The sequence below is a fragment of the Mesorhizobium sp. P2_D6 genome (assembly GCF_056404315.1).
Window position 1 is genome coordinate 162,801 of sequence record NZ_JBFUEG010000002.1, and the last position, 26,479, is coordinate 189,279.

At 64.2% G+C, this 26,479-nt stretch carries 27 protein-coding genes; 14 read left to right on the top strand and 13 right to left on the bottom strand.

What is annotated here, in order from left to right; translation table 11 throughout:
* Positions 1-137: 137 nt before the first annotated feature.
* The 3 genes from AC1D1L_RS03885 (at position 138) to choV (ending at position 3,243) form a co-directional block, all read left to right on the top strand.
* Positions 138-1,073, top strand: a complete 936-nt coding sequence (locus AC1D1L_RS03885) for a choline ABC transporter substrate-binding protein (protein WP_352588342.1) — start codon at positions 138-140, stop codon at positions 1,071-1,073.
* A gap of 137 nt (positions 1,074-1,210) precedes the next feature.
* Entirely contained in the window at positions 1,211-2,065 is an 855-nt protein-coding gene (choW, locus tag AC1D1L_RS03890; protein ID WP_477338974.1) for a choline ABC transporter permease subunit, read from the top strand.
* On the top strand, positions 2,062-3,243 hold the full coding sequence (gene choV, locus AC1D1L_RS03895; RefSeq protein WP_477338976.1) for a choline ABC transporter ATP-binding protein: 1,182 nt from the start codon (positions 2,062-2,064) through the stop codon (positions 3,241-3,243). Before choW ends, choV begins: the two co-directional genes overlap by 4 nt.
* 25 nt (positions 3,244-3,268) lie before the next feature.
* Here the strand turns inward: choV and AC1D1L_RS03900 are convergent, their stop codons facing one another.
* The gene (locus AC1D1L_RS03900; RefSeq protein ID WP_477338978.1) at positions 3,269-5,299 is read right to left on the bottom strand and encodes a transcriptional regulator; all 2,031 of its coding nucleotides are present in this window, start codon (positions 5,297-5,299) and stop codon (positions 3,269-3,271) included.
* Positions 5,300-5,499: 200 nt separating this feature from the next.
* Between AC1D1L_RS03900 and AC1D1L_RS03905 the strand changes: the two genes are divergently transcribed.
* Together AC1D1L_RS03905 and AC1D1L_RS03910 are read left to right on the top strand one after the other, a co-directional pair.
* Entirely contained in the window at positions 5,500-6,585 is a 1,086-nt protein-coding gene (locus AC1D1L_RS03905) for a PLP-dependent cysteine synthase family protein (RefSeq protein WP_477338980.1), read from the top strand.
* A 19-nt stretch (positions 6,586-6,604) separates the two neighbouring features.
* Positions 6,605-8,080: a pyridoxal phosphate-dependent decarboxylase family protein gene (locus AC1D1L_RS03910; protein WP_477338982.1), complete on the top strand. Its 1,476-nt coding sequence runs from the start codon at positions 6,605-6,607 to the stop codon at positions 8,078-8,080.
* A 25-nt stretch (positions 8,081-8,105) separates the two neighbouring features.
* Here AC1D1L_RS03910 and AC1D1L_RS03915 read toward each other — a convergent pair whose 3' ends face one another.
* The 3 genes from AC1D1L_RS03915 to AC1D1L_RS03925 all read right to left on the bottom strand — a co-directional run bounded on the left by AC1D1L_RS03915 (position 8,106) and on the right by AC1D1L_RS03925 (position 10,732).
* Entirely contained in the window at positions 8,106-8,516 is a 411-nt protein-coding gene (locus AC1D1L_RS03915; protein ID WP_352588357.1) for a YciI family protein, read from the bottom strand.
* Between the two features lie 93 nt (positions 8,517-8,609).
* Positions 8,610-10,019, bottom strand: a complete 1,410-nt coding sequence (locus AC1D1L_RS03920) for an ATP-binding protein (protein ID WP_477338984.1) — start codon at positions 10,017-10,019, stop codon at positions 8,610-8,612.
* Entirely contained in the window at positions 10,016-10,732 is a 717-nt protein-coding gene (locus AC1D1L_RS03925) for a response regulator (protein ID WP_112561185.1), read from the bottom strand. The genes AC1D1L_RS03920 and AC1D1L_RS03925 overlap by 4 nt, the downstream gene beginning before the upstream one ends.
* A gap of 256 nt (positions 10,733-10,988) precedes the next feature.
* On the opposite strand from AC1D1L_RS03925, the gene AC1D1L_RS03930 reads away from it, so the two are divergent.
* From AC1D1L_RS03930 to clpS, 4 genes are all read left to right on the top strand, one after another.
* Positions 10,989-11,291: a hypothetical protein gene (locus AC1D1L_RS03930; protein ID WP_477338986.1), complete on the top strand. Its 303-nt coding sequence runs from the start codon at positions 10,989-10,991 to the stop codon at positions 11,289-11,291.
* Positions 11,292-11,328: 37 nt separating this feature from the next.
* A complete protein-coding gene (locus AC1D1L_RS03935; RefSeq protein ID WP_112561108.1) occupies positions 11,329-11,556 on the top strand; it encodes a hypothetical protein in 228 nt (75 codons plus the stop codon).
* Positions 11,557-11,716: 160 nt separating this feature from the next.
* Positions 11,717-12,055 (top strand): hypothetical protein, encoded by a 339-nt coding sequence (locus AC1D1L_RS03940; RefSeq protein ID WP_477338988.1) that lies wholly within the window; start codon positions 11,717-11,719, stop codon positions 12,053-12,055.
* A gap of 132 nt (positions 12,056-12,187) precedes the next feature.
* Positions 12,188-12,493, top strand: coding sequence for an ATP-dependent Clp protease adapter ClpS (gene clpS / locus AC1D1L_RS03945; RefSeq protein WP_352588371.1), 306 nt, complete (start codon positions 12,188-12,190; stop codon positions 12,491-12,493).
* A 253-nt stretch (positions 12,494-12,746) separates the two neighbouring features.
* Here clpS and AC1D1L_RS03950 read toward each other — a convergent pair whose 3' ends face one another.
* The 4 genes from AC1D1L_RS03950 to AC1D1L_RS03965 are packed head-to-tail and all read right to left on the bottom strand — an operon-like array spanning position 12,747 to position 19,579.
* Entirely contained in the window at positions 12,747-14,834 is a 2,088-nt protein-coding gene (locus AC1D1L_RS03950) for a hypothetical protein (RefSeq protein ID WP_477338990.1), read from the bottom strand.
* A 4-nt stretch (positions 14,835-14,838) separates the two neighbouring features.
* Entirely contained in the window at positions 14,839-17,664 is a 2,826-nt protein-coding gene (locus AC1D1L_RS03955; protein WP_477338992.1) for a DUF4159 domain-containing protein, read from the bottom strand.
* Positions 17,661-18,575, bottom strand: a complete 915-nt coding sequence (locus AC1D1L_RS03960) for a DUF58 domain-containing protein (protein WP_112561103.1) — start codon at positions 18,573-18,575, stop codon at positions 17,661-17,663. Before AC1D1L_RS03960 ends, AC1D1L_RS03955 begins: the two co-directional genes overlap by 4 nt.
* A complete protein-coding gene (locus AC1D1L_RS03965; RefSeq protein ID WP_477338994.1) occupies positions 18,575-19,579 on the bottom strand; it encodes an AAA family ATPase in 1,005 nt (334 codons plus the stop codon). Before AC1D1L_RS03965 ends, AC1D1L_RS03960 begins: the two co-directional genes overlap by 1 nt.
* Before the next feature lie 147 nt (positions 19,580-19,726).
* Here AC1D1L_RS03965 and AC1D1L_RS03970 point away from each other — a divergent pair, with 147 nt between their 5' ends.
* From AC1D1L_RS03970 to AC1D1L_RS03980, 3 genes are read left to right on the top strand one after another with little or no spacing between them, the layout of a single operon-like run.
* The gene (locus AC1D1L_RS03970; protein ID WP_477339743.1) at positions 19,727-20,356 is read left to right on the top strand and encodes a DUF1285 domain-containing protein; all 630 of its coding nucleotides are present in this window, start codon (positions 19,727-19,729) and stop codon (positions 20,354-20,356) included.
* Positions 20,356-20,988: a CoA pyrophosphatase gene (locus AC1D1L_RS03975; protein WP_477303869.1), complete on the top strand. Its 633-nt coding sequence runs from the start codon at positions 20,356-20,358 to the stop codon at positions 20,986-20,988. Before AC1D1L_RS03970 ends, AC1D1L_RS03975 begins: the two co-directional genes overlap by 1 nt.
* The gene (locus tag AC1D1L_RS03980; RefSeq protein ID WP_477338996.1) at positions 20,985-22,250 is read left to right on the top strand and encodes a CCA tRNA nucleotidyltransferase; all 1,266 of its coding nucleotides are present in this window, start codon (positions 20,985-20,987) and stop codon (positions 22,248-22,250) included. The genes AC1D1L_RS03975 and AC1D1L_RS03980 overlap by 4 nt, the downstream gene beginning before the upstream one ends.
* Before the next feature lie 6 nt (positions 22,251-22,256).
* On the opposite strand, the gene AC1D1L_RS03985 is transcribed toward AC1D1L_RS03980, so the two are convergent.
* From AC1D1L_RS03985 to hemF, 3 genes are all read right to left on the bottom strand, one after another.
* A complete protein-coding gene (locus AC1D1L_RS03985) occupies positions 22,257-22,442 on the bottom strand; it encodes a DUF1059 domain-containing protein (RefSeq protein ID WP_112561098.1) in 186 nt (61 codons plus the stop codon).
* A gap of 332 nt (positions 22,443-22,774) precedes the next feature.
* Entirely contained in the window at positions 22,775-23,035 is a 261-nt protein-coding gene (locus AC1D1L_RS03990; protein WP_477338998.1) for a DUF1344 domain-containing protein, read from the bottom strand.
* 244 nt (positions 23,036-23,279) lie between these two features.
* Entirely contained in the window at positions 23,280-24,194 is a 915-nt protein-coding gene (hemF, locus tag AC1D1L_RS03995) for an oxygen-dependent coproporphyrinogen oxidase (protein ID WP_477339000.1), read from the bottom strand.
* Positions 24,195-24,306: 112 nt separating this feature from the next.
* Here hemF and AC1D1L_RS04000 point away from each other — a divergent pair, with 112 nt between their 5' ends.
* Complete coding sequence (locus AC1D1L_RS04000; protein ID WP_006202578.1) at positions 24,307-24,564, top strand: hypothetical protein; 258 nt, start codon at positions 24,307-24,309, stop codon at positions 24,562-24,564.
* Here AC1D1L_RS04000 and soxR read toward each other — a convergent pair.
* Both soxR and AC1D1L_RS04010 read right to left on the bottom strand, forming a co-directional pair.
* The gene (gene soxR / locus AC1D1L_RS04005) at positions 24,561-25,010 is read right to left on the bottom strand and encodes a redox-sensitive transcriptional activator SoxR (RefSeq protein ID WP_477339002.1); all 450 of its coding nucleotides are present in this window, start codon (positions 25,008-25,010) and stop codon (positions 24,561-24,563) included. The genes AC1D1L_RS04000 and soxR overlap by 4 nt on opposite strands.
* A 138-nt stretch (positions 25,011-25,148) precedes the next feature.
* The gene (locus AC1D1L_RS04010; protein WP_477339004.1) at positions 25,149-25,607 is read right to left on the bottom strand and encodes a tRNA (cytidine(34)-2'-O)-methyltransferase; all 459 of its coding nucleotides are present in this window, start codon (positions 25,605-25,607) and stop codon (positions 25,149-25,151) included.
* A gap of 298 nt (positions 25,608-25,905) precedes the next feature.
* Between AC1D1L_RS04010 and AC1D1L_RS04015 the strand changes: the two genes are divergently transcribed.
* Positions 25,906-26,457 carry a hypothetical protein gene (locus AC1D1L_RS04015; RefSeq protein ID WP_477339006.1) on the top strand — a complete coding sequence of 184 codons (552 nt, stop codon included), beginning with the start codon at positions 25,906-25,908 and terminating at the stop codon, positions 26,455-26,457.
* The last annotated feature ends 22 nt before the right edge of the window (positions 26,458-26,479 follow it).

A 26,479-nucleotide genomic window follows, 5' to 3' on the forward strand; every position in this document is an offset into this window, starting at 1 on the left:
GTTTGGCCAGCCCGCGCCGTTGATCGTGATTGCCTTAGCGCTTGAAACCACACCAGAATGGTGTTTGGCTGACGAAACAAGGCGGGCAAAGAAACCGTAACTACGCTTCGCCAAAGAATCACAATGGGAGACTATCAATGTCGCGTATGAACACCTTCGTCGCCGGCCTCGGTCTGGCGACTTTCCTGTCCACGAGCGCAGCCCTTGCCGGCGATCCGGAGAGCTGCAAGGCGGTGCGCCTTTCCGATGTCGGCTGGACCGACATCCAGGCCACGACCGGCGTCGCTTCGGTGCTGCTCACCGCGCTCGGCTATGAGCCGCAGACGATCCAGCTTTCGGTGCCGGTGACCATGGCGTCGTTGAAGAACAAGGATCTCGACGTCTTCCTCGGCAACTGGATGCCGTCGATGACCAACGACATCAAGGACTATACCGCCGACGGTTCGGTCGAGACGATCAGCACCAACCTGACCGGCGCCGGCTACGGCATCGTCGTGCCGACCTATGTCGCCGATGCCGGCGTCAAGTCGCTGACCGACATCGGCAAGTTCAAGGACAAGTTCAACGGCAAGATCTATGGCATCGAGGCCGGCAATGACGGCAACCGCATCATCCTCGACATGATCAAGAACCCGAAGGACAATCTCGAAGGCTTCGAACTGGTCGAATCCTCGGAAGCCGGCATGCTGACGCAGGCCGAACAGTCGATGAAGAACAATGAGTGGATCGCCTTCCTCGGCTGGACGCCGCATCCGGTGATGGGCGCCATGAAGATCACCTATCTCGACGGCATGGGCGACAGCGGCTTCGGCGCCGCTACCGTCTACACCAATGTGCGCAAGGGCTACACCACCGAATGCCCGAATGCCGGTAAGTTCATCGCCAACCTGAAGTTCAATCTCGACATGGAAGGCGAGATGATGGACGCGATCCTGAAAGGCGGCGACGCCAACACGGTCGCAGCCGACTGGCTGAAGAAGCACCCTGACGCGGTTGCGCCATGGATTGCCGGCGTCACCACCTTCGATGGCGGCGATGCGGCCGCAGCGGTCAAGACCGCGCTCGGAAGCTGAGCCGACTGAATTCGGCAAAGCCGAACCAGGAAGGGCAGCCAATCTAGAAAAGGCTGCCCTTTTTCATATCCTGTGAGAAGATGACGTAACGACAGCAGAGGCCGGGGGCAGGCGGTCTCGCGCATGAGAGGGGCGATATGGATCCGATTTCGAAATTCATGGTCGATCACAAGATACCGATCGGCGCCTGGGGAAAGGCCTTCTTCGGTTTCCTCACCGACAATTTCGACACTGTGTTCAGGGCTTTTTCGAACGGCCTCAATTTCCTGCTCGACGGACTGGTCGACATCCTGCTGGTGGTGCCGCCGGTGCTGCTGGCGCTGGTCATTGCCATCATTGCCTGGCTGCTGCAGCGCTCGCGGCCACTGGCCATCGGCGTCTTTCTCGGCCTGATCTTCATCATCAACCAGAACCTCTGGAAGCAGACGGTGCAGACGCTGGTGCTGGTCGTGGCCGCCGCCGCCATGGCAATGGCCATCGGCGTGCCGCTCGGCATCTGGGCCGCGCACAAGCCGAAGGTCTACCGCATCATGCTGCCGGTGCTCGACCTGATGCAGACGCTGCCGACCTTCGTCTACCTGATCCCGGTCTTGACCCTGTTCGGCCTCGGCAATGCGCCTGGCCTCATCGTCACCATCATCTTCGTCATCCCGACCGCGGTGCGGCTCACCCATCTCGGCGTCGTCTCAGTGCCGAAGTCGATCATCGAGGCGGGTGAGGCGTTTGGCGCCACCAAGCAGCAGCTGCTGTGGAAGGTCGAACTGCCGTCGGCGCTGCCGACCATCATGGCCGGCCTGACGCAGTCGATCATGCTGTCGCTGTCGATGGTGGTGTTCGCAGCCCTGATCGGCGCTGGCGGGCTCGGTACTGAAATAAACCGCGCGCTCGGCTCGCGCCGCATCGACCTCGGCCTTGAAGCCGGCCTGGCGATCGTCGTGCTCGCCATCGTGCTCGACCGGATGACGCGTATCGGCGTTGGAGGCAAGAAATGACCGTCGCAGTCGATTTCAAGAACGTCGATATCGTCTTCGGCACCGATCAGGCCGGTTCGCTGGCACTGATCGACGGCGGCGCCACGCGCGCCGAAATCCTCGAAAAAACCGGCAATGTGCTGGGTTGCGCCGGCGCCAGCCTTACCGTGCATGAGGGCGAAATCTCGGTGCTGATGGGCCTGTCCGGCTCAGGCAAGTCGACGCTGCTCCGGGCCGTCAACCGGCTCAACGTGGTGTCGCGCGGCCAGGTGCTGGTCAAGGACGGCGACAACATTGTCGATGTCGTGACCTGCGACCAGGCGACGCTGCGGCGGCTGCGCCAGAAGCAGGTGGCGATGGTGTTCCAGCAGTTCGGCCTGCTGCCATGGCGTACGGTCGAGGAAAATGTCGGCCTCGGCCTCGAACTTGCCGGCGTGCCGGACGCAGAACGCAAGGAGCGCGTGCACAAGCAGCTCAAGCTGGTCAATCTCGACCAGTGGTCGAAGAAATACGCGCATGAACTGTCCGGCGGCATGCAGCAGCGCGTCGGCCTGGCCCGCGCTTTTGCCACCGAGGCACCGATCCTGCTGATGGACGAGCCGTTCTCGGCGCTCGATCCGCTGATCCGCACCAAGCTGCAGGACGAACTGCTGCAGCTGCAGGCGGAGCTGAAGAAGACCATCATCTTCGTCAGCCACGATCTGGAAGAGGCGCTGAAGATCGGCAGCCACATCACCATCATGGAAGGCGGCCGCATCGTGCAGACCGGCGCGCCGGAAGACATCGTGCTGCGGCCCGCCAACGACTATGTCCGCGACTTCATCGCCAACGTGAACCCACTCTCGGTGCTGACCGCCTGGAACGTCATGCGCGACCGCCGCGACCTGGAGCACGGCGATAACGGCTGGGTGTGGCTCGACCGGCGCAAGACGACGCGCTTCAAGATCGACGATCACGGGCTGGTGGCGGCGGCTGAACGCGACGGCAAGCCGGCAGTGTGGGTGTCGTGCGTGGATGTCGAGGCCCAGCCGGAGGAGACGGCGCAGGTATTCTGGGCCACTCCGGGCACCTCGCTGAAGACAGTGATGCTGGCCATGCACCGCTCGCAGACGGCACCTGTGGCGCTGTTCGACGACCAGTCACGCTTTGTCGGCGCCATCGGCATACGCGATGTGCTGAGCGCGGTGTTGAGGCGGTAGGGTTCCTACCAGGCGCCGGTCTGGATCAGTTCAACCCGATGCGCTTGGCGCCGAGCTTGTAGAGGGCAGTGGCATCCGGGTCGAAGCGGAAGGTGCCGATGAAGTCGTCGGTGCTGTAGTCCGGAAGCGTCTTGCGGATGGCGGCGGCGAAGGTTTTGGCCTCGTCGAGCCGTCCGGCCAGCGCCAGGCAATGGGCGGCGATCGACAGGATAATGACATGGGCGTTGGGGCGGGCCGCGGCCTTGAGCGCCCAATGCGCCGCATCATCGAACTGGCCGAGGCGGACATGCGCCATGGCGCGTGCACCCAGCATGCCGAACAGCAACGGATCGAACGGCGACAGATGGCGCGAGTGATCCGACGACCCGATCGCGGCTTGCGGGTCGCCCGACTGCGACTGCACGAAGGAAAGCGCATAGTGGCCAAGCGCGAAATTGGGGCTGAGATCGACAGCCCTTTCCAGCTCGACAAGCGACGCGTTGCCTTCGCCGCGCAGCCACAGCGCCCGGCCCATAGACCAGTGCGCGGCCGGATTGTGATCGTCGACCAACAGGCTCTGGCCGGCCGCTTCGTAGGCGAGCGCGCTGTCCTGGTCGCGGTTGCCCCAGCGCTGGAAGGCGCTCTGCCAATGGGTGAAGGACAGGCCGGCATAGGCGCGGGCGAAGGTCGGATCCTGCTGCACGGCTATATCGAAGAAATGCCGGGCGAGGTCGTTTTCGCTGCGGGTGAAGCGATACATGTGCCAGAGGCCCCGGTGGTAGGCCTCCCAGGCATTGAGTGAATTGGGCGCCTTCAGCATGGCGCGGTTGCGCTCGACCGTCTCGATCTCGGATGAGATGGAGGCCACGATGCTGTTGCCGATATCGTCGAGGATCGCGAAGAGGTCGTCGGGCCTGCGCTCGAAGGTCTCGGCCCAGACGATCCTGGCCGTGCGCACCTCGACAAGCTCGACGGTGACGATCAGGCGGCCTGTCACGCTGCGCACCGTACCGGTGGCGACATAGTCGACATTCAGCCGGCGACCGGCATCTTCCGGCGCGATGTTTTTCTCGGCCAGCGCGAAGGCCGAGCCACGGGCGATGACGAAGAAATCCCTGAGCTTGGCCAGGCGGGTGATGATGTCGTGGGTAAAGCCGTCGGCCAACCCGCCGCGAATGCCGCTGCCGGCGTCTTCGGCGAACGGCATCACGGCAAGCGAGGCCTTGTGCGGTGTCGAGGGCTCGGCACCGGCAAGCATGATCGGCGCCTGTTTCGCAGCCGGCACCGTTGCCGGCTGTGCCGGCAAAGTCGCGCAATGACGTTCCGCGCGAATGGCCAGCCACGCTTGGCGCACCGGGCCGAAATCCAGCTCTTCCGACTGAAACAGCTGCGCTGCTGCTGCCAGATGGTCCTCGCAGGCGCCGAACTGGCCGCGCCGCGCCAGCCTTGCCAGGAGCGCGATGTGGGCGCAGCTGTCGAACGGGGTCAATTCCAACCATTTTTCGAGATGGGAGGAGACGTCTTCGGAATCGGCCGGGAGCGTCTTGACCAGATGTTCCAGGATGGCTGCGTGGCAGGATCCGAAACGACGGCGCTGCGCGGTCAGCCAGCTGTTGAAGAGCGGGCTGCGGTCGATCTCCAGCCCCTCCAGGAAATTACCGGCGAAGAGCTTCGACAGCGCCTGCAGTCGCTCGGGGTCGAGCGTTTCGATGCCTGCGGCAGTCGCCGCCGCGACATCCAGCACGTCGACCGAAATGCCGTCGAGATCAAGCGCGATCGTATCATCAGCGGTTGCGATCCTGCGGCGCCCCGGCTCGTCGAGAGCAGCCCTCAATTTGCTGAGGCACCAGCGCAGCTCGCCTCTGGGGTCATTTGGGACATCCCACAGCACTTCGCACAGCTTGCCACGCCCGACCGGGTGGGGCGCTAGCACCAGATAGGCCAGCAGCGCGCGCAACTTGCGCGATGCCGGCAGGACCACCGGGACGCCGTCGCGCGCAATCGCCGGCGGCCCAAACAGGCGCACGCTAAGACCTTTACGGCTGCTCTCCACGCTCGATTCCACGTCGGATACCACGCCTTCTCCCACGCTGGCCCGCCGGCCCCTGCTTTATCACCGAACACGACAAAGTGCACCCGGCTTGCAAATTTGCGCGCCGGATGTGGGGTTTACCACATTGCGGCACGTCAAAGACCTGTAGTGCGGCAAGGTGTCGAAACCTCGCCGCCCAAACCGCCGGTTTGTAACCGGCCCGTGAGCAAAACCAGGAGTTATCCATGTTGCATCGGCAGAAAATCAGAACCACGGCCGGCCGCGGCCGTCTGTTCGACAGCATTCTTGACACGGTCGGCGACACGCCGGTCATACGCGTCAACAATCTCGGCCCGGCGCACGCCACCATCTACGTCAAGGCTGAGTTCTTCAATCCGGCGGCATCGGTGAAGGACCGGCTGGCGCTCAACATTATCGAGGAAGGCGAGCGCACCGGCGCGCTCAAGCCGGGACAGACCGTCATCGAGGCGACCAGCGGCAACACCGGCATCGGCCTTGCCATGGTCTGCGCGCAGAAGGGCTATCCGCTGGTGGTGACGATGGCCGACAGTTTTTCGGTCGAACGCCGCAAGCTGATGCGCATGCTGGGCGCCAAGGTGGTGCTGACGCCGCGCGCCGAGAAAGGCTTCGGCATGTACAAGAAGGCGGTCGAACTGGCCGAAGCCAATGGCTGGTTCCTGGCCCGCCAGTTCGAGACCAAGGCCAACGCCGACATTCATGAAGCGACCACGGGACGCGAGATCGTCAACGATTTCGCCGGCTCGCGGCTCGACTATTTCGTCACCGGCTACGGCACCGGCGGCACTGTTGCCGGCGTGGCGCGTGTGCTGCGCCGTGAGCGGCCCGAGACCAAGATCGTGCTGACCGAACCCGCCAACGCACAGCTTGTTGGCAGCGGCAGGCCACAGGTGCGTGGCGCAGGCGGCGCGCCGGCTGCCAGCCATCCGGCCTTCGAGCCGCACCCGATCCAGGGCTGGACGCCGGACTTCATCCCGAACGTCCTGCAGGAAGCGATCGATGGCAACTTCTATGACGAGGTGATGCCGATCGCGGGGCCGGAGGGCATGAAATGGGCCAAGGCGCTGGCGCAGCAGGAGGGCATCTTCACTGGCATTTCCGGCGGCTCGGCTTTCGCCGTGGCGCGCCAGATCGCCGGTACGGCGCCTGCCGGTTCTGTGATCCTGTGCATGCTTCCCGATACCGGCGAACGCTATATGTCGACGCCGCTGTTCGATGGCATCGAGGCCGAGATGAATGCGGAAGAGCTTGCTCTTTCGCGCTCGACGCCCGGTTGCCAGTTCCCGGCATGATGGCGCGGGAGCAATCTGCATGGACGCGATGTCTGGACACTCGGCTACCAGCACCGAGGAAACGCTTGACCCCTCGGACTGGGCCGATGTGCGGGTCCTGTCGCATCGGATCGTTGATGATGCCGTCGCCTATTTGCGCGATGTCAGGCAACGGCCGGTGTGGCAGGAGATGCCTGGAGATGTGAGAGACTTCTTCACTGCGTCCCTGCCGCAATCGCCAACGCCGCTTGCCGACATCTATGCCGATGTCGTGGACAAGGTGATGCCCTATCCGATGGGCAACATCCATCCGCGCTTCTGGTCCTGGTATATGGGGTCGAGCAATTTTACGGGCGCCCTCGGCGATTTCCTGGCGGCCGTCCAGGGCTCCAATCTCGGCGGCGGCAACCATGCCGCCGCCCTGATGGACGGCCAGGTGGTCGACTGGTGCAAGCAGATGATGAGCATGCCGGCTTCGGCCAGCGGCACGCTGGTCAGCGGCGGCTCGATGGCCAACATCATCGGGCTCACCGTGGCGCGCAACACCAAGGCCGGCATCGACGTGCGCGAGCATGGCGTTGCTGCAATCGAGAAGCCGTTGCGCTTCTATGGTTCGGACCAGATCCACTCCTGCCACCGCAAGGGGATGGAGGCGCTCGGCCTCGGCAACAGGGCGTTGCGCCGGATTGCCAGCGACGCCAGCCTGCGCATCGATATCGCGGCTTTGCGGGCGGCGATTGCTGAGGATCGCGCGGCCGGGTTCAAGCCGGCCTGCATCATCGGCAATGCCGGCACGGTGAACACCGGCGCCATCGACGATCTGCAGGCGTTGGCCAAGCTGGCGCACGAGGAAGACATGTGGTTCCACGTCGACGGCTGCATCGGCGCGCTGATTGCGATTGCGCCTGAGAATGCGCATCGCGTCGCCGGCATCGAATGGGCCGATTCCATTGCGCTTGATCCGCACAAATGGCTGCATGCACCGTTCGAGGCGGGCTGTGCGCTGGTCAGGGATGCCTCGGCGCATCGCAAGACTTTCGCGGTGACGCCGGAATATCTGGAATCGACGCCGCGCGGCCTCGCTTCCGGGCAATGGCTGCACGATTACGGACTGCAGACGTCACGCGGCTTCAAGGCGCTCAAAGTGTGGATGGCGCTGCGGGAACATGGCGTCGAGAAGTTCGGCCGCCTGATCGACCAGAATATTGCGCAAGGGCATTATCTCGCGAACCTGATCGAGGCCGAACCGGCGCTTGAGCTGACAGCCCCAACCAGTATCAACATCGTCTGCTTCCGCTATCGCGCGGAAAGGCTCGACAGCGAGCGCGCGAAAGCGTTCAACACCGAGATCATGCTGCGGCTGCAGGAAGAAGGCATCGCCGCCATTTCCGATACAACGGTGCAGGGCCGACATTGCCTCAGGGCGGCGATCAATAACCACCGAACCCGTTGCGAGGACCTCGACCTTCTGGTCGCCGAAACGATCCGCCTGGGCAACGAGATTTCGGCTGCCTGACCGGCCGTGGTGTCGGGCAGGCGGCTCAGCCGCTGGCGGCCGCCTTGAAATCGTCCCCGCCTTCCGTGACGGGAAACGTCAGGCCGGGAAGGTAAAATGTGATAGGGCGGATTTCGTAGACTGCCGAAGGGTTCACGCGCCTCAGGTCACGCGCCGCCGCGATGGCTTCATCCTGGGTGGCGCAGTCGAGCACATACAGACCCAGCAATTGCTCCTTGGTCTCGGCAAACGGACCGTCGATGACGATGCCGTCTCCCGGGCCGCGCAGAGTGACGGCGTCGGCGGTTGCGCCCAGCCTTGCCGCCGGCCCGAGCTTGCCCTCACGGGTCAGCCTGGCATTGACCTCGAGCAGGTCGTGCATCAGCGCCGCATCCTGCTGCGGCGTCAGGGACTGGATGGTCTGTTCGACGTGATAGGCCAGGATGGCGTAAAACATGCGGCGATCTCCTCCTGTTCGAGCGGCCGCACTATTGCAAGGTTGGGTTGGCCGATCCAGCCCCGGTGCCCATCGAGACGGTAGTCTCCTGCCTTATGCCGCCAGCGGCAGGCTGAGTTCCGTCAGCAGGCCGCCGCCGGGATGGTTGGACAGATGGACCTCGCCGCCGGCGGCACGCGCAATGTTGCGGGCAATGGTCAGGCCGAGGCCAAGGCCGCCGGTCTGGCGGTTGCGCGACTGCTCCAGCCGCACGAAGGAACCGAACACCTGGTCGAGCTGCGCCTGCGGGATGCCCGGTCCCTCGTCGCGGATGACCAGCGTGATCGTACCGTCGGACTGGCGCAGGCTGAGATGGGCCTTCTTGCCGTAGGTCACGGCATTCTGGACCAGATTGTTGACGCAGCGCTTCAGCGCCACCGGCCGCGCCATGCAGATCATGCCACGCGGCCTGGCGCCATCATGGTCGAACGAGACGTCCTCGAAGCTGTCGGCGATCGATTCTACCAGCGACCAGAAATCGATCCGCTCGCTCCTCTCCTCGGTGACTTCGAACGTGGCAAAGTCGATGACGGAGCTGGCGATGCTCTCGATGTCGGCGAGGTCGTGGGCCAGCGCCTCGCGCGCCGTCGATTTGCGCAGGAGTTCGAGGCGCAGCCGCATGCGGGTCAGCGGCGTGCGCAGGTCATGCGCGAGTGCTGCCGCAAGATGCTCGCGGTCCTCGACATAGTCGCGCAATCTGACCTGCATTGCGTTGACGGCTTTCGCCGCGGCGCGGATCTCGCGGCTGCCGGTTTCGGCGATCGGCGGACTTTTCAGATCCGTACCGATCCGATTCACCGCCGTTTCCATCATCCGATAGGGCGCGGTCAGCCGGCGCAGAGACCAGATCGACATGATCACCACCAGGGCCGCGATAAGCGAATAGAGCGGCAGGCTGTCGAAGCTGAGGATAGGCCCGGCCGGCGTGTTGGGCTCGGTGAAATTCAGCCATTGGCCGTCGGCGAAGCGGACCGATGCCGTCAGCTTGTCACTCTGGGCGAAGCTCGCCGCCAATCCCAGGAGGTCGCGCTCCACCGCACCGACATCCTTGGTGAGCACCACGCCGCCAGGCGTGTTGGCCGCCTGCGATGCAGGATCGCGCCGAACGCGTGCGTCGGTGATGCCGAATTTCGACAGCCGTCCGACCAGTATGTCCTCGAGTTCGGCCAGTTCGTCGTCGCCGGCGATCGACGAGGTGACTGCGGGCGTGTCCGAAACGGTCAATGCATAAGTGGCGTTGAACAGGCCGGACGCCGTCAGCTTGCGCTGATCGGGCGTGTCGTCATGCATCAGCTGCACCAGCGAATAGGCGCGGTCGTTGAGCCGGTAGAGATCGACCTCGTCATTGGCGACGGCGCGGTCGCGCGAGACGATATAGAGGGTGGCAACCTGGCTGATCAGCAGGCCGGCAATGACGATGAGCAAAACCCAGACCGGCAGGGTTTGCGGCAGCAGGCGTCTCATTCGGAGGTGGTCTCGGGCAGGAACTGGTAGCCGCCGCTGCGCACCGTCAGAATCAGTTTCGGCGTCTTGGGATCGTCTTCCATCTTGCGCCTGAGACGGCTGACCAGAATGTCGATGCTGCGGTCGAAGGAATAGTCGCTGTCGCCACCGGAAAGCTCGATGAGCTGGTCTCGGGTGAGCACGCGCTGTGCGCTCTTGACGAAGGTCTGCAGCAGGTTGAACTCCGCCATGGTCAGCTCGACCCTGACGTCGCCCGGTGCCATCAGCCGACGGCGCGAACAGTCCATCGTCCAGCCGGCGAAATGGTAGATCTGCTTGGTGCTGGCGCGCTTCGGCTCGGCAGCGCCATTGCGCCTCAGCACGGCGCGGATGCGGGCCAGAAGCTCGCGCGGATCGAAGGGTTTGGGCACATAATCGTCGGCGCCCATTTCGAGGCCGACGACGCGGTCGGTGGTCTCGGTGACCGCGGTCAGCATGATGATCGGTGTCGAATAGCTGGCGCGCAGGTCGCGGCAGAGCTCCAGCCCGCTCTTTCCCGGCAGCATAACATCGAGAACGATCAGGTCGACCTGCGTGCGGCGCAGTATGTCCTCCATCTCGATGCCGTCGGCGGCAACCGTGGTGCGCAGGCCGCGCTTCTGGAAGAATTCCTGAAGCAGGTCGCGAATGCCCTTGTCGTCGTCGACGATCAGTATGTGCGCATCGGATTTCACGGCGATCCTGTCATTGTTGGCGGGCCAGTCGGTGGCCGCCCTTGAGTCTGCTTGGCGACGTCACCCACACGATAGAATTCTTGCCACATGTTGGCCAGCGGCGATGATCGCCCGCAGAGCGGATTTGCCAGAAACAATCCAGAAACAAATTTCTATAGTCCGGAAAAACTTCCGAAAAAAATCAAGGGCATAAAGGGTGCCGTGGCGGTCAGGTCATCGGCTGCGACGCTAGTCTCCGGAGTAACGGACATTACCAATGCACAGGTTCACGATCAGCTTGATGGGTGCGCTGTTCAGCATTTCGCTCGTCACGGCCGCGGTCGCAGCCTCCAGCGCAAAGGTGACGCCGATCACAAGGAGCGAGCGCTGCATCGATCTCAATCGCCAGGTAGACGAAGCCATCGAAACCCATGCCGCGGCAACGCAGGTCACCGCGGCGAAAGCACTGCAAAGAAAGGGAAACCGGTTCTGCGCCAACAAGAAACAGGCACAGGGTATCCGGATGCTCGCGAACGCTTTGAAGCTGCTTGGAGTGACACCGATCGACCCGGTTCAGTGACACTCAAACCGACCCGCACAAAAAAGGAAATGAAGCCATGAAAAAGTCCATCCTCTCCGCCACCGGTCTCGCCGTCGCTCTCGCTTTCGCGATGCCGGCTCTGGGCAATGCCGCTGCCACCACGACCGCTGCTCCGGCTGCCTCGACGACCGCTCCGGCGACCACGACCGCCAAGCCCCCGGTGAAGAAGGTCGTCGCCAAGAAGCCCGTCAAGAAGCACAAGAAGGCCAAGAAGGTCGTCAAGAAGGACGCCCCGAAGGCCTGATCCAGACCAACCCAATAGGGTTGTCTGTAACAAGGCCGCTCCAGCACCCCCCGGCTGGAGCGGCCTTGTCGTATCTGACAAGCATGATTATCCCGTTGATGGGTGCCAGCCACCCAGGACTTTAACCCCTTTGCAATGCCGGTCCGATAGGACAGCCAGCATGAAGAAGCGGCTTTCATCCATTCTGCGCTTGATGGCCATTGGCGGTCTTGTGGCCTCGGCTGTGGTCAGGGTGCTGATCCAGTTTACCGCCAGCCCGGTGCCCGATCCGGTGAGCGGGCGCACCGAGCCGTCGCTGTTTGCGCCGGCTATCTCCAGCAACTGGCAATACATAACGCCATGGCAGAGCCTGCTGCTTGCCGTGCTCACCAGCGGCGCGCTGGCCTGCTTTTTCGGCTGGCTTGCTGTCGCCTGGATGGAGCGCAAGGCGGATGCGGCCAGGTCCGCCTCAGCAGGGCAATTCCACGCTCGTCGCACCGTCGACCGCCAGGGCCGTTGAACCGTACCGGACAGTTCCTAAATTTGTGAATGGCAGCACTCCCGGGAAGCCGGTTTCGCGCGCCGATCAAAATGGACGACTGCTTTCCCCCATGACAAAGTGAGAGCGACCCTCGCGTAATGCCGGTTTCCGATGCCTGAGATCACCTCCAAACCCCGCACCAAGACCAAGCCGCAGACCGAGCGGCCGAAGCTCTACAAGGTCATCCTCATCAATGACGATTTCACGCCGCGCGAATTCGTGGTGACGGTGTTGAAGGGCGAGTTCAAGCTCAGCGAAGACCAGGCGCGCCGGGTGATGATCACCGCCCACCAGCGCGGCGTCTGCGTCGTCGCCGTGTTCACCAGGGACGTGGCCGAGACCAAGGCGACACGAGCCACCGATGCCGGCAAGGCCAAGGGCTATCCGCTGCTGTTTACCACAGAGCCGGAGGAGTGAGGAGTGGTCGCCCGTAGGGCGATCAATCGACAACGATTTGTCGATTGAAACGACGAACGCCCGGAGCCATAGCGGAGGGCAGGGCCGTGCGCGCGTTCTTCCTTCTCCCCTTGTGGGAGAAGGTGTCGCCGAAGGCGACGGATGAGGGGTGTTCCAGCGGAGTGAGGCGTTGGCGTTCCCTGGAACACCCCTCATCCGTCTCGGCGCTTCGCGCCGATCCACCTTCTCCCACAGGGGGAGAAGGAAGAAGCTCTCACCTTCCCTCTCTGTACCACATCGCGCCCATGGCCAGCAGCAGCAGGCCGAGGCCGAGGAAGCCGCCGAACAGCGGCACGCGTGAGACGGCTTTGAGCACGCTGTCGTCGGTGGTGCGCAGGCCGATCCAGTCGGCACCCGAGGCCGCGCCCGAGGCGCGGACCGGGACGATGGAGGGCAGGGCGACACTACCGGTGAGTTGGCCAAGGGTCGAGGACGCCGCCAGTCGGCGAACGCTGCCGCCGGTGGCTTCGGCCGGCGCCTTCAGCCGGCCTTCGGTGGAGATGACGTCGGAGAATTCCGGCGCGTTGACCGGGCCGACATGGGCAAGTGCGGTCAGGTCGCCATTGCCGATCTGGTAGAGGCCGATCTCCTTGGTCTCGATGCTGCCGAGGAACACGCCGGGCTCGGATTTTTCCAGCTTGACGATCAGCGCCTTGCCTGAGGGGGTGATCACCTGGGCCGAGCCGGGGTCGTCGCTCATCGTCTGGCGGCGGATTTCCAGCACCATGCCACGGCCGTCGGCGGTCAGCCGCTCTTCCTCGAGCTCAGGCTCCTTCATCAGCCAGTGGGCGATGCGGCGGTAGAGCTGGACATGCGGGCCGCCGCCCTCGAAGCCGCGCGCCCATAGCCAGCCTTGATCGGACAAAAGCATGCCGACGCGGCCTTCGCCTTTGTGGTCGAGCAAAAGCAGGGGACGGTTGTCGGCGCCCTTCATCACCACTTCGCCTTCGGGATTCTGCACGCCGATGGTGCGGAACCAGCGGCTCCAGTGCGGCGGCTCCGACGCCGAGCCGTCGAGCCCGCGCGTCACAGGATGGCGCTGGCCGACATCGGTGAGGCGCGGATAGAAGGCCTTGTCGATGACTTCGCCGGTCGGCATCGCCGGCAGCGACGACATCAGCGGCGTGCGGGCGATCGAGGCATCGCCGGCATATTCCGGCCCGGCGGCGATCAAAAGCGCGCCGCCCTTTTCGACATATTCGGAGATGTAGTCGTAATAGAGGATCGGCAGCACGTCGCGGTGCTGGTAGCGGTCGAAGATGATGAGGTCGAAATCCTTGATCTTCTCGACGAACAGTTCGCGCGTCGGGAAGGCGATCAGCGACAGTTCGTTGATCGGCGTGCCGTCCTGCTTTTCCGGCGGCCGCAAAATGGTGAAATGGACGAGATCGACCGAAGCGTCTGACTTCAGCAGATTGCGCCAGGTGCGCTCGCCGGCATGCGGCTCGCCTGAGACCAGCAGCACGCGCAGGTTTTCGCGGATGCCGTCGATCAGCGCGATGGCGCGGTTGTTGGCCTCGGTCAGTTCGCCCGGCTCGCGGTCGATGGAAAGTTCGACGATGTTGCGGCCGGCGCCGGGAATGGTCACCTGCAGCGGCATCGCCTGGCCGATGGTCGCCTCTTCGACCGCGACCTGCTCGCCATTGACCGAGACCCGGACATCGACTGGGCCGGTTTCGCCGTCGGTGGCGATGACGCGGTAAGTCATGTCGAGCGGCTTGCCGACGAGGCCGAAGCGCGGCGCGTTCTCGAAGCGGATACGGCGGTCCTTCTCGTGCTCATTGCCGGTGATCAGCGCGTGCAGCGGCGCGTTGAAGTCGGGGGCGGCGGGCGGCGCGTCATGCACCTCGCCATCGGTGATCATGATGGCGCCGCCGATGCGCGATGGCGGCACGTCGCGGAAAGCGCCTTCGAGGGCTGCAAAAAGCTTGGTCTCGGTGCGCTCTTCGGCGGCTTCGGACTTGCCGGCTTCGACGACGCGCACGTCGAACTGCTTGAAGCGGGCAAGGCGCTGCTGCAACCCTGCCAGCGCTTCGTCTGTCTGTTTGGTCCGGTCGCCGATGTCCTGGCTCTGGCTGCGGTCGACGATGACGGCAACGACGCTTTTCAACGCCTCGCGCTCCTCGTCGAGGAAGACCGGGTTGAGCAAGGCGGCGCCCAGCGCAATCAGCGCGGCGAAGCGGAAGATCGCGCCGCGCTGGCGAAACCACAGGCCGACAGCCGCGAGCAGCAGCAAAGGCACCAGCACCAAAGCCAGCAGCGGCCAGGACAGCAGCGGTTCGAAGGAGATCGACCAGTTCATGATCTTACTGCCCCAACCGTTCGAGTAGGATGGGCACGTGCACCTGATCGGATTTGTAATTGCCGGTCAGCATGTACATCATGATGTTGACGCCGGCGCGCAGCGCATAGATGCGCTGCATCGGATCCGACGGCACGGTCGGCAAAAGCGGGTCGCCATTCTCGTCGACCGCCCAGGCGCCGGCAAAATCATTAGCGGTGATCAGGATCGGCGAGACGCCGTCGCCGACGCGCACCGGCCGGTTTTCGGCGTTGCTGGCGTCGAGCGAGGCTTCCACCCAGAGCGGGCTGCCGGCGAAGCGGCCGGGAAATTCGGGCAGGATGAAGAAGGATTTGGTCAGCACATGGTCGGCAGGCACCGGCTCCAGCGGCGGCACGTTGAGATTGCCGAGGATGTCGCGCAATCGTTCCGTCGCCGGGCTCGCCGAATCCGCACCTATGCCGTTGGCAAACTGATCGCGGGTGTCGAACAGCACCGTGCCACCCTGCTGCATATAGGCGTCGATGCGGGCGATCGCGGCCTCGCTCGGCATCGGCGCGGAAGGGTCGATCGGCCAATAGATCAGCGGATAGAAGGACAGCTCGTCTTTCGAAATGTCGACGCCCGCCGGCGCGCCCGGCTCAAGCGCGGTCTTCTCGATCAGGAAGCGGGTCAGGCCTTCGAGCCCGGCGCGGCTGATCGAATCGTCGCCTGGCACGCCAGTCAGCACATAGGCGATGCGGGTCTTGGCAATGTCCTCGATGGCCGCGGCGTCGCCCGGTTTGGCATCGTCGGCGCGGGCGAGGTCGGCATGGCCAAACAACATGCCGAGGCCAAGCAGCAGCGCAGCCGTCGTTGCCGCAGCCGTGCGGGCGCGGCGCGGCCGACGTGACAACAGCCCGCCCATCCAGAACACCGCCAGCGTGTCGAGCAGCATCAGCACAAGTGCTGCGGTCACCAGCGGACCCTTGAGGTCGCGCGATTCATCGAAAGCATACTGGACATTGGTCACCGGCACCGTGAATTGCGGACGGACCAGCGGCGCGAAGACGGTGGCCGGATCAAGCAGATTATGGGCGAAGACGCCGGTTTCGGAGCCGTAGAGACCGGGCGGGTTCTCGAACGTCACAGGCAGCGGGCCGGCGACGGGTACCAGCGGCCGCGCGTCCGGCGTCGGCGGCACCAGCGCGCCGTCGGCCGCGATCATGCGATAAGGAGCCAGCGAGGTGGCGGCGGCTTCGGCGTTGGCGACTGCGGCGCCCTGGTTGCGCGACAGCTGCACGATACGCCGCAGCATCTCGACGAAGCTGCCGGAGATCGGCAGCGTCGACCATGTCGCCTCCGGGGTGACATGGAACAGGACGAGCGTGCCCTTGCCCTTTTTCAGCCCGGTCACCAGCGGCGTGCCGTCGGCCAGCGTTGCCCAGGTGCGCTCGACGATATCGGGCGTCGGCTCGGCCAGGACCTGCCGGCTCACCGTGACTTCGGCCGGCGGCGCGAGGTCGGCAAAGGGGCCGTTCTTCGGGAATTCGGTCACCGGCTGCGGCGTCGTCCATGACAGGGAGCCGCCGAGCGAGCGTTCGCCGGTGCGCAGCCTCACCGGCAGAAGATCGTCGTCATTACCTGCAGCGGCCAGCCGCGACCCGGCGAAGCGCACCAACGTGCCGCCATTGTCGACCCAGTCGACCAGCCGCTGATGGACTTGTGGCGGAATGGTGCCGATATCGGCCATGACGATCATCGCCGGCTTCTGGTCGAGGAGTTGCGGGATGGCATCGGCAAGGTCGGCGCTCGACGGTTCCACCAGATCGGCGAAGGGCTGCAGCGCGCGCCTGATATAGTAGAGCGGCGACAGAAGCGGCTGCGCCTGGTCGGCCTCGGCCTGCGACAACAATCCGACGCGGCGGCGCTTCGAGCTCTCGTCGAGCACGCGCACCGCACCCGCCTGGCGCTCGCCGTCGAGCGCGATCGAGGCGAAGTCGTTGCGCAGCTCGAACGGCACCGCCATCGTGCCGGTGGCGGTGGTCTCGCCGGGTGCGAAAGTCAGCGTCGCATCGGCGATGCGCCGGCCCTTGTCATCAAAGGCGCCGGCGGTGACCTGCGCCGGGGCTGGATCGCCGGGTGCGCGAATGGCGGTCAGTGCAAAGCCGTCGACCTGGTTCTCGGCGCCGGTGAGGCCGGTCAGCGCCAGCCGGTCGGAACTGGCCCAGACAACACGGTCGGCATTTTTCGACAGCAGCGTGTTGAAGGCGGCCTCGTCGCCTTTTGCGGCAAGGCCATCGGCGAGAACGGCAACGCTGGCGCCGGGCAAGGTCTCCAGCACGCCGGCAACACGGGCATAGACGGCAGGACGGTCAGACGGGATCGGCCGCGGTTTTGCCGCGCGCAGCCGGTCGAGAGCGGTTGCGGCGTCGAAGGGGCCGATCTCGGCATTCGGCTTTTCGGCGGTGAAGGCGATGACGACAGGCACGCCATTCGAGCCGGCATCGGCGATCAGCCGCTGCGCGGTGGCGACGCGTTTGCCCCAGTCGGCGGCACTTGCCCAGTCATTGTCGATGACCAGTGCCAAGGCTGCCCCCTCTGCCGGCAGTTTTTCGCGCGGGTTGAAGACGGGTTCGGCCAATGCCGCAACGATCAGGGCCGCCATCAGCAGCCGAAGCAGCGTCAGCCACCACGGGCTCTGCTGCGGCGTCTCCTCGCGCTTCAGCACGGGGGCGAGGATCTTCAGGGGGGGGAACACCTCGGTCTGCGGCTTGGGCGGCGTCAGCCTGAGCAGCCACCAGATCACCGGCAGCGCCAGCAAGCCCCACAACACCATGGGAGCACCAAAGGAGAGCGGCAGCCAGCTCATGCGCTGGCCCTTCCGGCGAACGCGCCATCGGCGGTCATCGCCATATGGATGCGCACCAGTGCCTCGGAGGCGAGGCGATCGGTGTGGTTGACCGTATAGCTCCAGCCGAGGCGCTTGCACCAGCCGGCCAGCTCCTGGCGGCGGGCGGTGTAGAGCAGGCGATATTCATCGCCGAGCATTTCCGCGCGACCGGCGGTCAGCTTGTCGCCGGTCTCGGGATCGGTGAATTCAGTGCGGCCGGCATAGGGAAAGGTCTCCTCGGCCGGATCGGCGACCTCGATCAGATGGGCACGCACGCCATGGCGGGCCAGCACGTCGAGCCAGGCCATAGTCTCCTCGACCGGATCGAGGAAATCGCTGACGATGACGATGTCGCAGAAGCGGCGGATGCTGGACAGGTCAGGCTTTGCCGGCGGATCGGCGGCGTGCATCAACTGCGCTGCGATGCGCTCGGCGCCGTTGCGGGCGGTGAACGGATCGGTCAGACCGGGCCAGGCGATGCGCTCGCCGCTGCGCGACAACAGTTCGGCCATGGCCAGCGCCAGCACCAGCGCGCGCGATTCCTTGGACACGCTGGCGCCGGTCGATTTGTAGAGCATGGAAGGCGAGGGGTCGGCCCACAGCCATACTGTATGGGCGGCCTCCCATTCGCGGTCGCGCACATAGGTATGATCGTCGCGGGCCGAACGGCGCCAGTCGATGCGCGAGGAATCGCCTTCGACATAGGGGCGGAACTGCCAGAAATTCTCGCCGATGCCGCGCTTGCGGCGGCCATGCCAGCCGGCAATCACAGTGTTGACGATGCGGCGCGCTTCTACCAGCAGGTCCGGCACCAGCGAAGCCCGCAACCGGCCCCTGGCGAGCGCGTCGCGCGTCGCTGCCGGTGTCTGGACTTCGCCGATACGCGCCATCAGATGCCTTTGGCCAGTTTCGCCACCACGTCACGCACGGTCGTGCCCTCGGCGCGGGCGGCAAAGGTCAGCGCCATGCGATGCTGCAGGACAGGCTCGGCCAGTGCGCGGATGTCGTCGACCGAAGGCGCCAGCCGTCCGTCATAAAGCGCTCGGGCGCGGGCGCAGAGCGTCAGCGCCTGACTGGCGCGCGGGCCTGGACCCCAGGCGACGTGCTTGTCGGTCTCGGTATTGCCTTGGCCGGGGCGCGCCGAGCGCACCAGCTTGAGGATGGCGTCGACGACGCTTTCCGGCACCGGCATGCGGCGGATCAGCGTCTGGATCTCCTTCAGCCGCACCGGCTGCAGGACGTTTTGCGCCTTCGCGTCCTCGATGCCGGTGGTTTCGAGCAGGATGCGGCGCTCGGCCTCGATTTCGGGATAGAGGATGTCGACCTGCATCAGGAAGCGGTCGAGTTGCGCCTCGGGCAGGGGATAGGTGCCTTCCTGCTCCAGTGGGTTCTGCGTCGCCAGCACATGGAAGGGTGCGGGCAGGTCGTGACGAACGCCGGCGATGGTGACGTGATATTCCTGCATCGCCTGCAACAGCGCCGACTGGGTGCGCGGCGAGGCGCGGTTGATCTCGTCGGCCATCAGCAATTGGGCGAAGATCGGGCCGGAGATGAAGCGGAAGGAGCGCTTGCCGGCCTCGTCCTGCTCCATCACCTCAGAGCCGAGAATGTCGGACGGCATCAGGTCGGGGGTGAACTGGATGCGGCGCGAATCGAGGCCGAGCACGACGCCGAGCGTTTCGACCAGCTTGGTCTTGGCAAGGCCGGGCACACCGACCAGCAGCGCATGGCCACCGGCAAGCAGTGCCACCAGCGTACGCTCGACCACCGCTTCCTGGCCGAAGATGACGCCGCCGACACCGTCGCGGACCCTCGAAATATCGGCCAGCGCCGCCTCCGCCTGGGCGATCATGTCCTTTTCACTGATCGGGCTTTCCTTGACCATCACGCTCATGCCGCATCGATCCTTGTGCTGGAAGTACCGGCTTGCACTGTAGCAGTGCCGCAGAATGCCGCGATTCGGCCTCGCCTGGCGCCTGCATTTCAACTTAAATCACAGACTTAGGCTGACAAGCGGAACAACAGTGACTATTTCGTGACCATGACGGACCGCTCCGAACATAGCGAACAAGGCCTTACCGGTGCCACAGAGGCCCGCGGCCTTGAGGCGCTGATCTCGCGCGCCACCCGCGCCGGCAAGGGTGCGGCGCCGGTGGAGCGCTGGAATCCCGACTTTTGCGGCGATCTCGACATGGAGATCAAGCAGGACGGAACCTGGTTTTATCTCGGCACGCCGATCGGTCGGATGCCGCTGGTGCAATTGTTTTCCACCGTGCTGCGCAAGGACGAGGATGGCAGGACCTATCTGGTGACGCCGGTCGAACGGGTCGGCATCCGCGTCGTCGATGCGCCGTTCGTTGCCGTCGAAATGGACGTTTCCGGCGCCGGCGCCGGGCAAATCATCACTTTCCGCACCAATGTCGGCGATGTCGTCGAGGCCGGCCCCGGCCATCCGCTGCGCTTCGTCGACGAGGACGAGACCGGCGGGCTAAAACCCTATGTGCTGGTGCGCGGACGGCTGGAAGCGCTGGTGGCGCGGCCGGTGATGTACGAACTGGTCGAGCATGGCGAGGAGATCGACATCGACGGCAAGGCGATGTTTGCCGTGCGCTCTAAAGGCGAGGTCTATCCGATCATGCCGGCGGAAAAACTGAAGCGGTTGAGCGCATGATGGACCAGGTGACGCCGCCGCCGTTTTCCACAGCTGATTTTCGCGCGCGGGTCGCAGCGCAGGCTGACGCCCATGCCGGCGACGACTATGGCGACCATCGCTTCAACCCCGGCCATCCCCGGTTGAAGCAGCTGAAAGCGCTGCGGGATGCGGCCGTGCTGATCCCTGTCGTCGATCACGGGAGCGATGCGACCGTGCTCTTGACCAAGCGGGCGGAAAAGCTGCGCAGCCATTCCGGGCAGGTGGCTTTTCCCGGCGGCACCATCGATCCGACCGATCCGACCCCGGAAGCAGCAGCGCTGCGCGAGACTTTCGAGGAGATCGGGCTCGGCCCGGACCGCATCGAGATCATCGGCCGCATGCCCGACTATGTCGCCGGCAGCGGCTATCGCATCGCCCCGGTGCTGGCGATCGTGCGACCTGGTTTTGCGCTCTCGCTCAATGCCGATGAGGTCGATGCCGCCTTCGAGGTGCCGCTCTCCTTCCTGATGGATCCGGCCAATCACACCAGGGACAGCCGCATGTGGAACGAGCTCGAATGGTTCTTCTACGAGATGCCCTATGGCGGCCAGCGCATCTGGGGCGTCACCGCCGGCATCATCCGCACGCTCTATGAAAGGCTTTATGCGTGAAGGTTTCGATCGCGGGCAAAGCAGACTGGCTCGGTGAAAAACATCTGCAGCGCCTGCTCGCCGTGCTGTCGGATGGCGGCGAGGCGGCGCGTGTCGCCGGTGGTGCGGTGCGCAATACGCTGATCGGCCAGCCGGTCGCCGATATCGACATCGCCACCACTTGCCTGCCGCAGGAAACCATCCGCCGTGCCGAGGCGGCGGGCTTCAAGGCGGTGCCCACCGGTATCGAGCACGGCACGGTCACGGTGATTGCCGGCGGCGCGCCCTATGAGATCACCACGCTGCGCGCCGACATCGAGACCGACGGACGCCGCGCCAAAGTGTCGTTCGGCCGCGACTGGAAGGCTGACGCCGAGCGGCGCGATTTCACCATCAACGCGCTCTATGCCGAGGCCGACGGCACCGTCATCGACCTGGTCGGCGGTGTCGGCGATATCGAAGCGCGCCGGCTGCGCTTCATCGGCGATGCCGAGCAGCGCATCCGCGAGGACTATTTGCGCATCCTGCGCTTCTTCCGCTTCTTCGCCTGGTATGGCGAAGGCCGGCCCGATGCCGAGGGGCTGAAGGCCTGCGCCCGGCTCAAGGATGGGCTCGAAAAACTCTCGGCCGAGCGCATCTGGTCCGAACTGAAGAAGTTGCTGGCGGCCCCCGATCCGTCGCGCGCGCTGCTGTGGATGCGCCAGGCCGGCGTGCTGACCAGCGCCCTGCCGGAAAGCGAGAAATGGGGCATCGATGCCATTCACGGGCTGACCAAGACCGAGAAGGATCTGGGCTGGGCGGCGGATCCGCTGCTCAGGCTGGAGGCCATCGTGCCACCCGATGCGGCGCGGATGAAGGTGTTGGCGGAGCGGCTGAGACTGTCCACCAATGAGGCGGAGCGCCTGCGACACTGGGCGCTGACGGCTGCCATCGAGCCCAAGACGAGCGAAGCGGAACTGGCAAAAAAACTCTATGCCGGCGACCGCCAGGGTTTTGTCGATCGCCTGGGGCTGTCGCTCGCGTCGGCACGAGCGCGCGCCGTCGAGGACAATGATGCAATGATCCAAGCGGGCGGCTTTTCGCGCCTGCTGGCTTTCGCCGGAAAATGGGAAAAACCGGTGTTTCCGATCAAGGGCGCCGATCTGACCGCGCTCGGCGCGTCGCCGGGGCCGAAACTCGGCGCGATCCTGAAAAACCTGGAAAAGGAATGGATCGGCTCCGGCTTTGCGCTTGATCGCGACGCGCTGCTTGAGCGCGCCGCGGAGGCCCTGAAGGCCCGATAAGCGTCATTAGGCCGCGTCGCGAACCTTCTCGATGCGCGAACGGATCGCCTCGATCATCGTCTCGCGGATGACCGTTTCACCATGCGTCTCGCGCATATGGTCGACGGCGCGGCGCATCACCTCGGCTTCTTCGTCGGCACGGGTGTGCCACTCACAGCCGGGCACCAGCGAGCCGCAATGGAATTCCTTCATGGGATTTCTCCTTTCCTCCTGGGAGCCTGTGCCTCTCATGGGCACGACGCTCCGCCACCTTTGTTCCGCGCCCTGTCGTAGCAGTCGGTTCTGGGGCACGTACGGGGGAACAAACATAACACGGTTCGGCGGTTTTGGTTGCCGCTAAAGCGCGTCGCGTCGAAGCGGATTCACGCGACGCGCTTTAGGCCTTTGATTTTATGCATGTCATTTTCCCAGAACCGAGGTCGCTTTTGGCTGACATGCAGAGACGAAAAAGGCGGAGCAGCGCTGCTCCGCCTCTCTACGCTACCCCAGAGCAAGACCAGCTTGGTCTTGTCCCGACAGGGCCGTCACTTCACGATCTTGACGGACTCGGCAACTTTGTTCTTGCCGCTCATGTCCCAGGAAACGCGGACCTTTTCGCCGGCCTTCAGGCCAGGATCCTTGAAGGTCTTGGGCAGCGTAAAGGTGGATCCATCGTCCAGAACAAGGCTCATGGCCGTTCCATCATAGGTTTTGATCGTGCCGGTGGTGTGCTTGACCGCGGCAAAGGCGACCGAACCGGAAGCGAGAAGGGCAGCGGCGGCTGCCGTTACAATGAGCTTTCGCATGGTAAGTACTCCTGGAAAATGCGGGCATCCGTTTCTTGAGAATGCTCCGCCTTGTTCAGGGCCGTCCGGTAGCGTCGTGTCGCGGTTCGGAACTGAACCGCCGGCGCTTCCCGGCCCGGAAACGACAAATAGTCGTTTTATTTCAATTGCCTATTAGACGAAAAAGATAGTTTTCGCGCCACATTCCATGCCCAGATTCAGCGAATGGGACGTCAATGCGGCGCTGGTCTCGATCACCGATTTGTTACGGCCACCTGACCTCCGGCGGCAGGCTGGACAGGATCGAGGCGACATTGCCGCCGGTCTTCAGGCCGAAGATGGTGCCGCGATCGTGAAGAAGGTTGAACTCGACGTAACGGCCGCGGCGAATGAGCTGTTCGTCGCGGTCGTCGTCGGTCCAGTTTTCGTTGAAATGGGCCCGAACCAAATGGCCGTAGACCACCAGAAAAGAACGCCCGACATCCTGCACGAAGTTCAAATCGGCATTCCAGCCGCCTCTGTCCTCGCCCGAATGCAGCCAGTCGAAAAAAATGCCACCGACGCCGCGCGGTTCGTTGCGGTGCGGCAGATAGAAATACTCGTCGCACCAGGCCTTGAATTTCGGGTGGTCGGCGACCGCAGCGTTCTTCTCGCAGGCGAACTGCATGGCGCGGTGGAAGGCGACCGTGTCGGGGTGATCCTCGGTGCGGTTGCGGTCGAGCACCGGGGTCAGGTCGGCGCCGCCGCCGAACCAGTGGCGCGACGTCACCACCATGCGGGTGTTCATGTGCACGGCCGGCACGTTGGGGCTCCAGGGATGCGCGATCAGCGAAATGCCTGAGGCCCAGAAGCTCGGGTCTTCCTCGGCGCCAGGCATCTGCTTCCTGAATTCGGGTGAGAATTCGCCATAGACGGTGGAGGTGTGGACGCCGACCTTTTCGAAGACGCGGCCATGCATCATCGACATGGTGCCGCCGCCGCCCTTGCCATGGTCGCGCTCCCACGGCGTCTTTTCGAAGCGGCCGGGCGACCAGGCGGCCATCGGCCCCTGCAATTCCTGCTCGATCTGCTCGAAAGTGGTGCAGATGCGCTCGCGCAGCGTCTCGAACCAGAGCCTGGCCTTCATCTTCTTCTGTTCGATGTCGGCCGGCAGGCCTGCCGGTATTTCTGGTCGTTCCAAAATCAGGTCTCCGGTCGCAGCCGACAAATGACTCGTCTTTTTAGGGCGCGATCCCTAATCTCTTAAGGGCAAGGGTCAAGTGTCATCTGGTCAAGACCCCAGGAGTTCTTTCATGCGCACCCCGGCAAGACCGCCGCTGGATGGCTTGAAGAAGCGGCTCGACCGTTCGCGCGCCGAGCGCGAGCGCATGCCGCGCGACGGTTTTCTGCGTGAAACCTTCGTCCTGCCGCGTTCGGATGCGCGGCTCAAAGCCAAGGAATGGTTCGAACGCTTTCCCAAACAGGCCTACTGGACCGAGATCGAAAGCTGGTTCGAGCGGCCGGGAGATGTGATCGAATTCACCATAAGGCGGCTGCCTGCAGCGGATTAGGGTTCGGCCATCAGCAGTCGCCTTGCGCCCGGTCCTTGCGCACTCAACCGGTCTTCCTTGTTCCGCAGCGGGCATTTGTCGATCGACATGCAGCCGCAGCCGATGCAGTCGGTCAGGCCATCGCGCAGCTTCTTCAACTGGCTGATCTTGCGGTCGAGCTCGTCACGCCAGCCGGTCGACAAGAGGTTCCAGTCCTCACGCGTCGGCGTGCGGCCTTCGGGCAGGGATTGAAGCGCCGCCGCGATCTCGGCCAGCGAGATGCCGACCTCCTGCGCGACCCGGATGATCGCCACCCGCCGCAGCACGTCGCGGCCATAGCGCCGCTGGTTGCCTGACGTGCGGTGGCTGCGGATCAGCCCGCGCGCCTCGTAGAAATGCAACGCCGACACCGCCACGCCGCTGCGCATGGCCACCTGGCCAACCGTCAATTCCTTTACCGGAGCCATTTCGACTTTTCCGCTTGACCTCAACTTAAGTTGAGCTTGTAGCCAAGAAATGTCGATAGGGCAATTGAGGAGAAGGCGATGTGCGCCTGGGTGAGAATGACGCAAGAAATAAAGGCCGTTCGCGACGGCGACGAGGAATTAGCCGAGCTGCCGGATGGCTTCGCCGGCGACCATGGCGACGGACAGCGCGACGTTGATGCTGCGTGTGCCCGGCTGCATCGGGATCGTCAGCCGCGCATCCGCCGCCTCATGGACAGGATCTGGTACCCCAGCCGATTCTCTGCCGAACAACAGGATGTCGCCGGCGGCGAAGTTGAAGCCCGTGTAGGCGGTTGCGGCTTTGGTGGTGAGCAGCACCAGCCGGCGGGCGTTCGCTTGGCGCCAATCCTCGAAGGCGTTCCAGTCGACGTGTCGGGTCAGAGCCGCCATTTCGAGGTAGTCCATGCCGGCGCGTTTGAGCGTTTTGTCGGAGAGCGGGAAGCCGGCCGGCTCGATGATATCGACGCCGAGATCCAGGCAGGCAGCGAAGCGCAGGATTGTCCCGGTGTTGCCGGCAATGTCAGGCTGGTAGAGAGCGATGCGGAGACGGTGGTTCATTTCCGCGTCTTTCTAATCCGCGTCTTTCTAATAAGTGGCAGATCGGCCACAGCGGGCTCCTGGTTTTGGAAATTGCTGGACCTGCGGGTGGCCATTTTCTGCGAAGTCGATTATACCGCACGCATTGTCAACCCGAACCGATGGAGGGGTATTTCATGATGGCCATGCACATCCAGCGCCCCTCCCGTGGGCTTACCTGCCTGCCGGCGGTTTCGGTACGACGATTTACCTGACTTCCTAGATCTGATCGCACCGATTCCCGCCGAACCCAGTTTTCGGCTTTCGAAGGAATCCTGCGATGTTTTTCAACCTGTTGAAGGGGCCAAGCGCCCCAGATGAGCGTGTCCTGACCGAGGTGTCCCCTCGCGTCCCGACCGATGCAATCCGTGCCTCCGGCCGAATGCCGGCGCACGACATTGCTTCGCCTTATTATCTCTATTTGCACACGGAGGACGGACCGATGTTCGATCCCTATAAAATACCTGGTTCACGAAGCCTGCACGAGCGCAAGACGGCAACCTGGGCGTTGCTGATCGGCGAGACCTACTCGTCGGCGGTTCACGCCGAGACGCGCCGGCGCCCGCATCGCGGCATGCTGCCGGACGTCGATTTCTCGCGCGCGGTTCCTGACCACAGCCGGCCGTCGCTGGTGCGCCGGATCATCCGGCTGATCCGGCCGGGCGCGAAAAACCGGGCTGGCGGCGGCGCGCCGTCAGGTCAGTCGAACGTGCCTGTCGGCGAAAAGCCCGCAAGTCCCTATATTGCGCGAAGCAGGACCGATGGCCCGGGTGATTCCGGGCCGTCGGTCCCTGACGCCGTACGCTCCGGGGACTTTTCCCGTGCCGCGTGAGCGGACAACAGTTTTGTGAGCA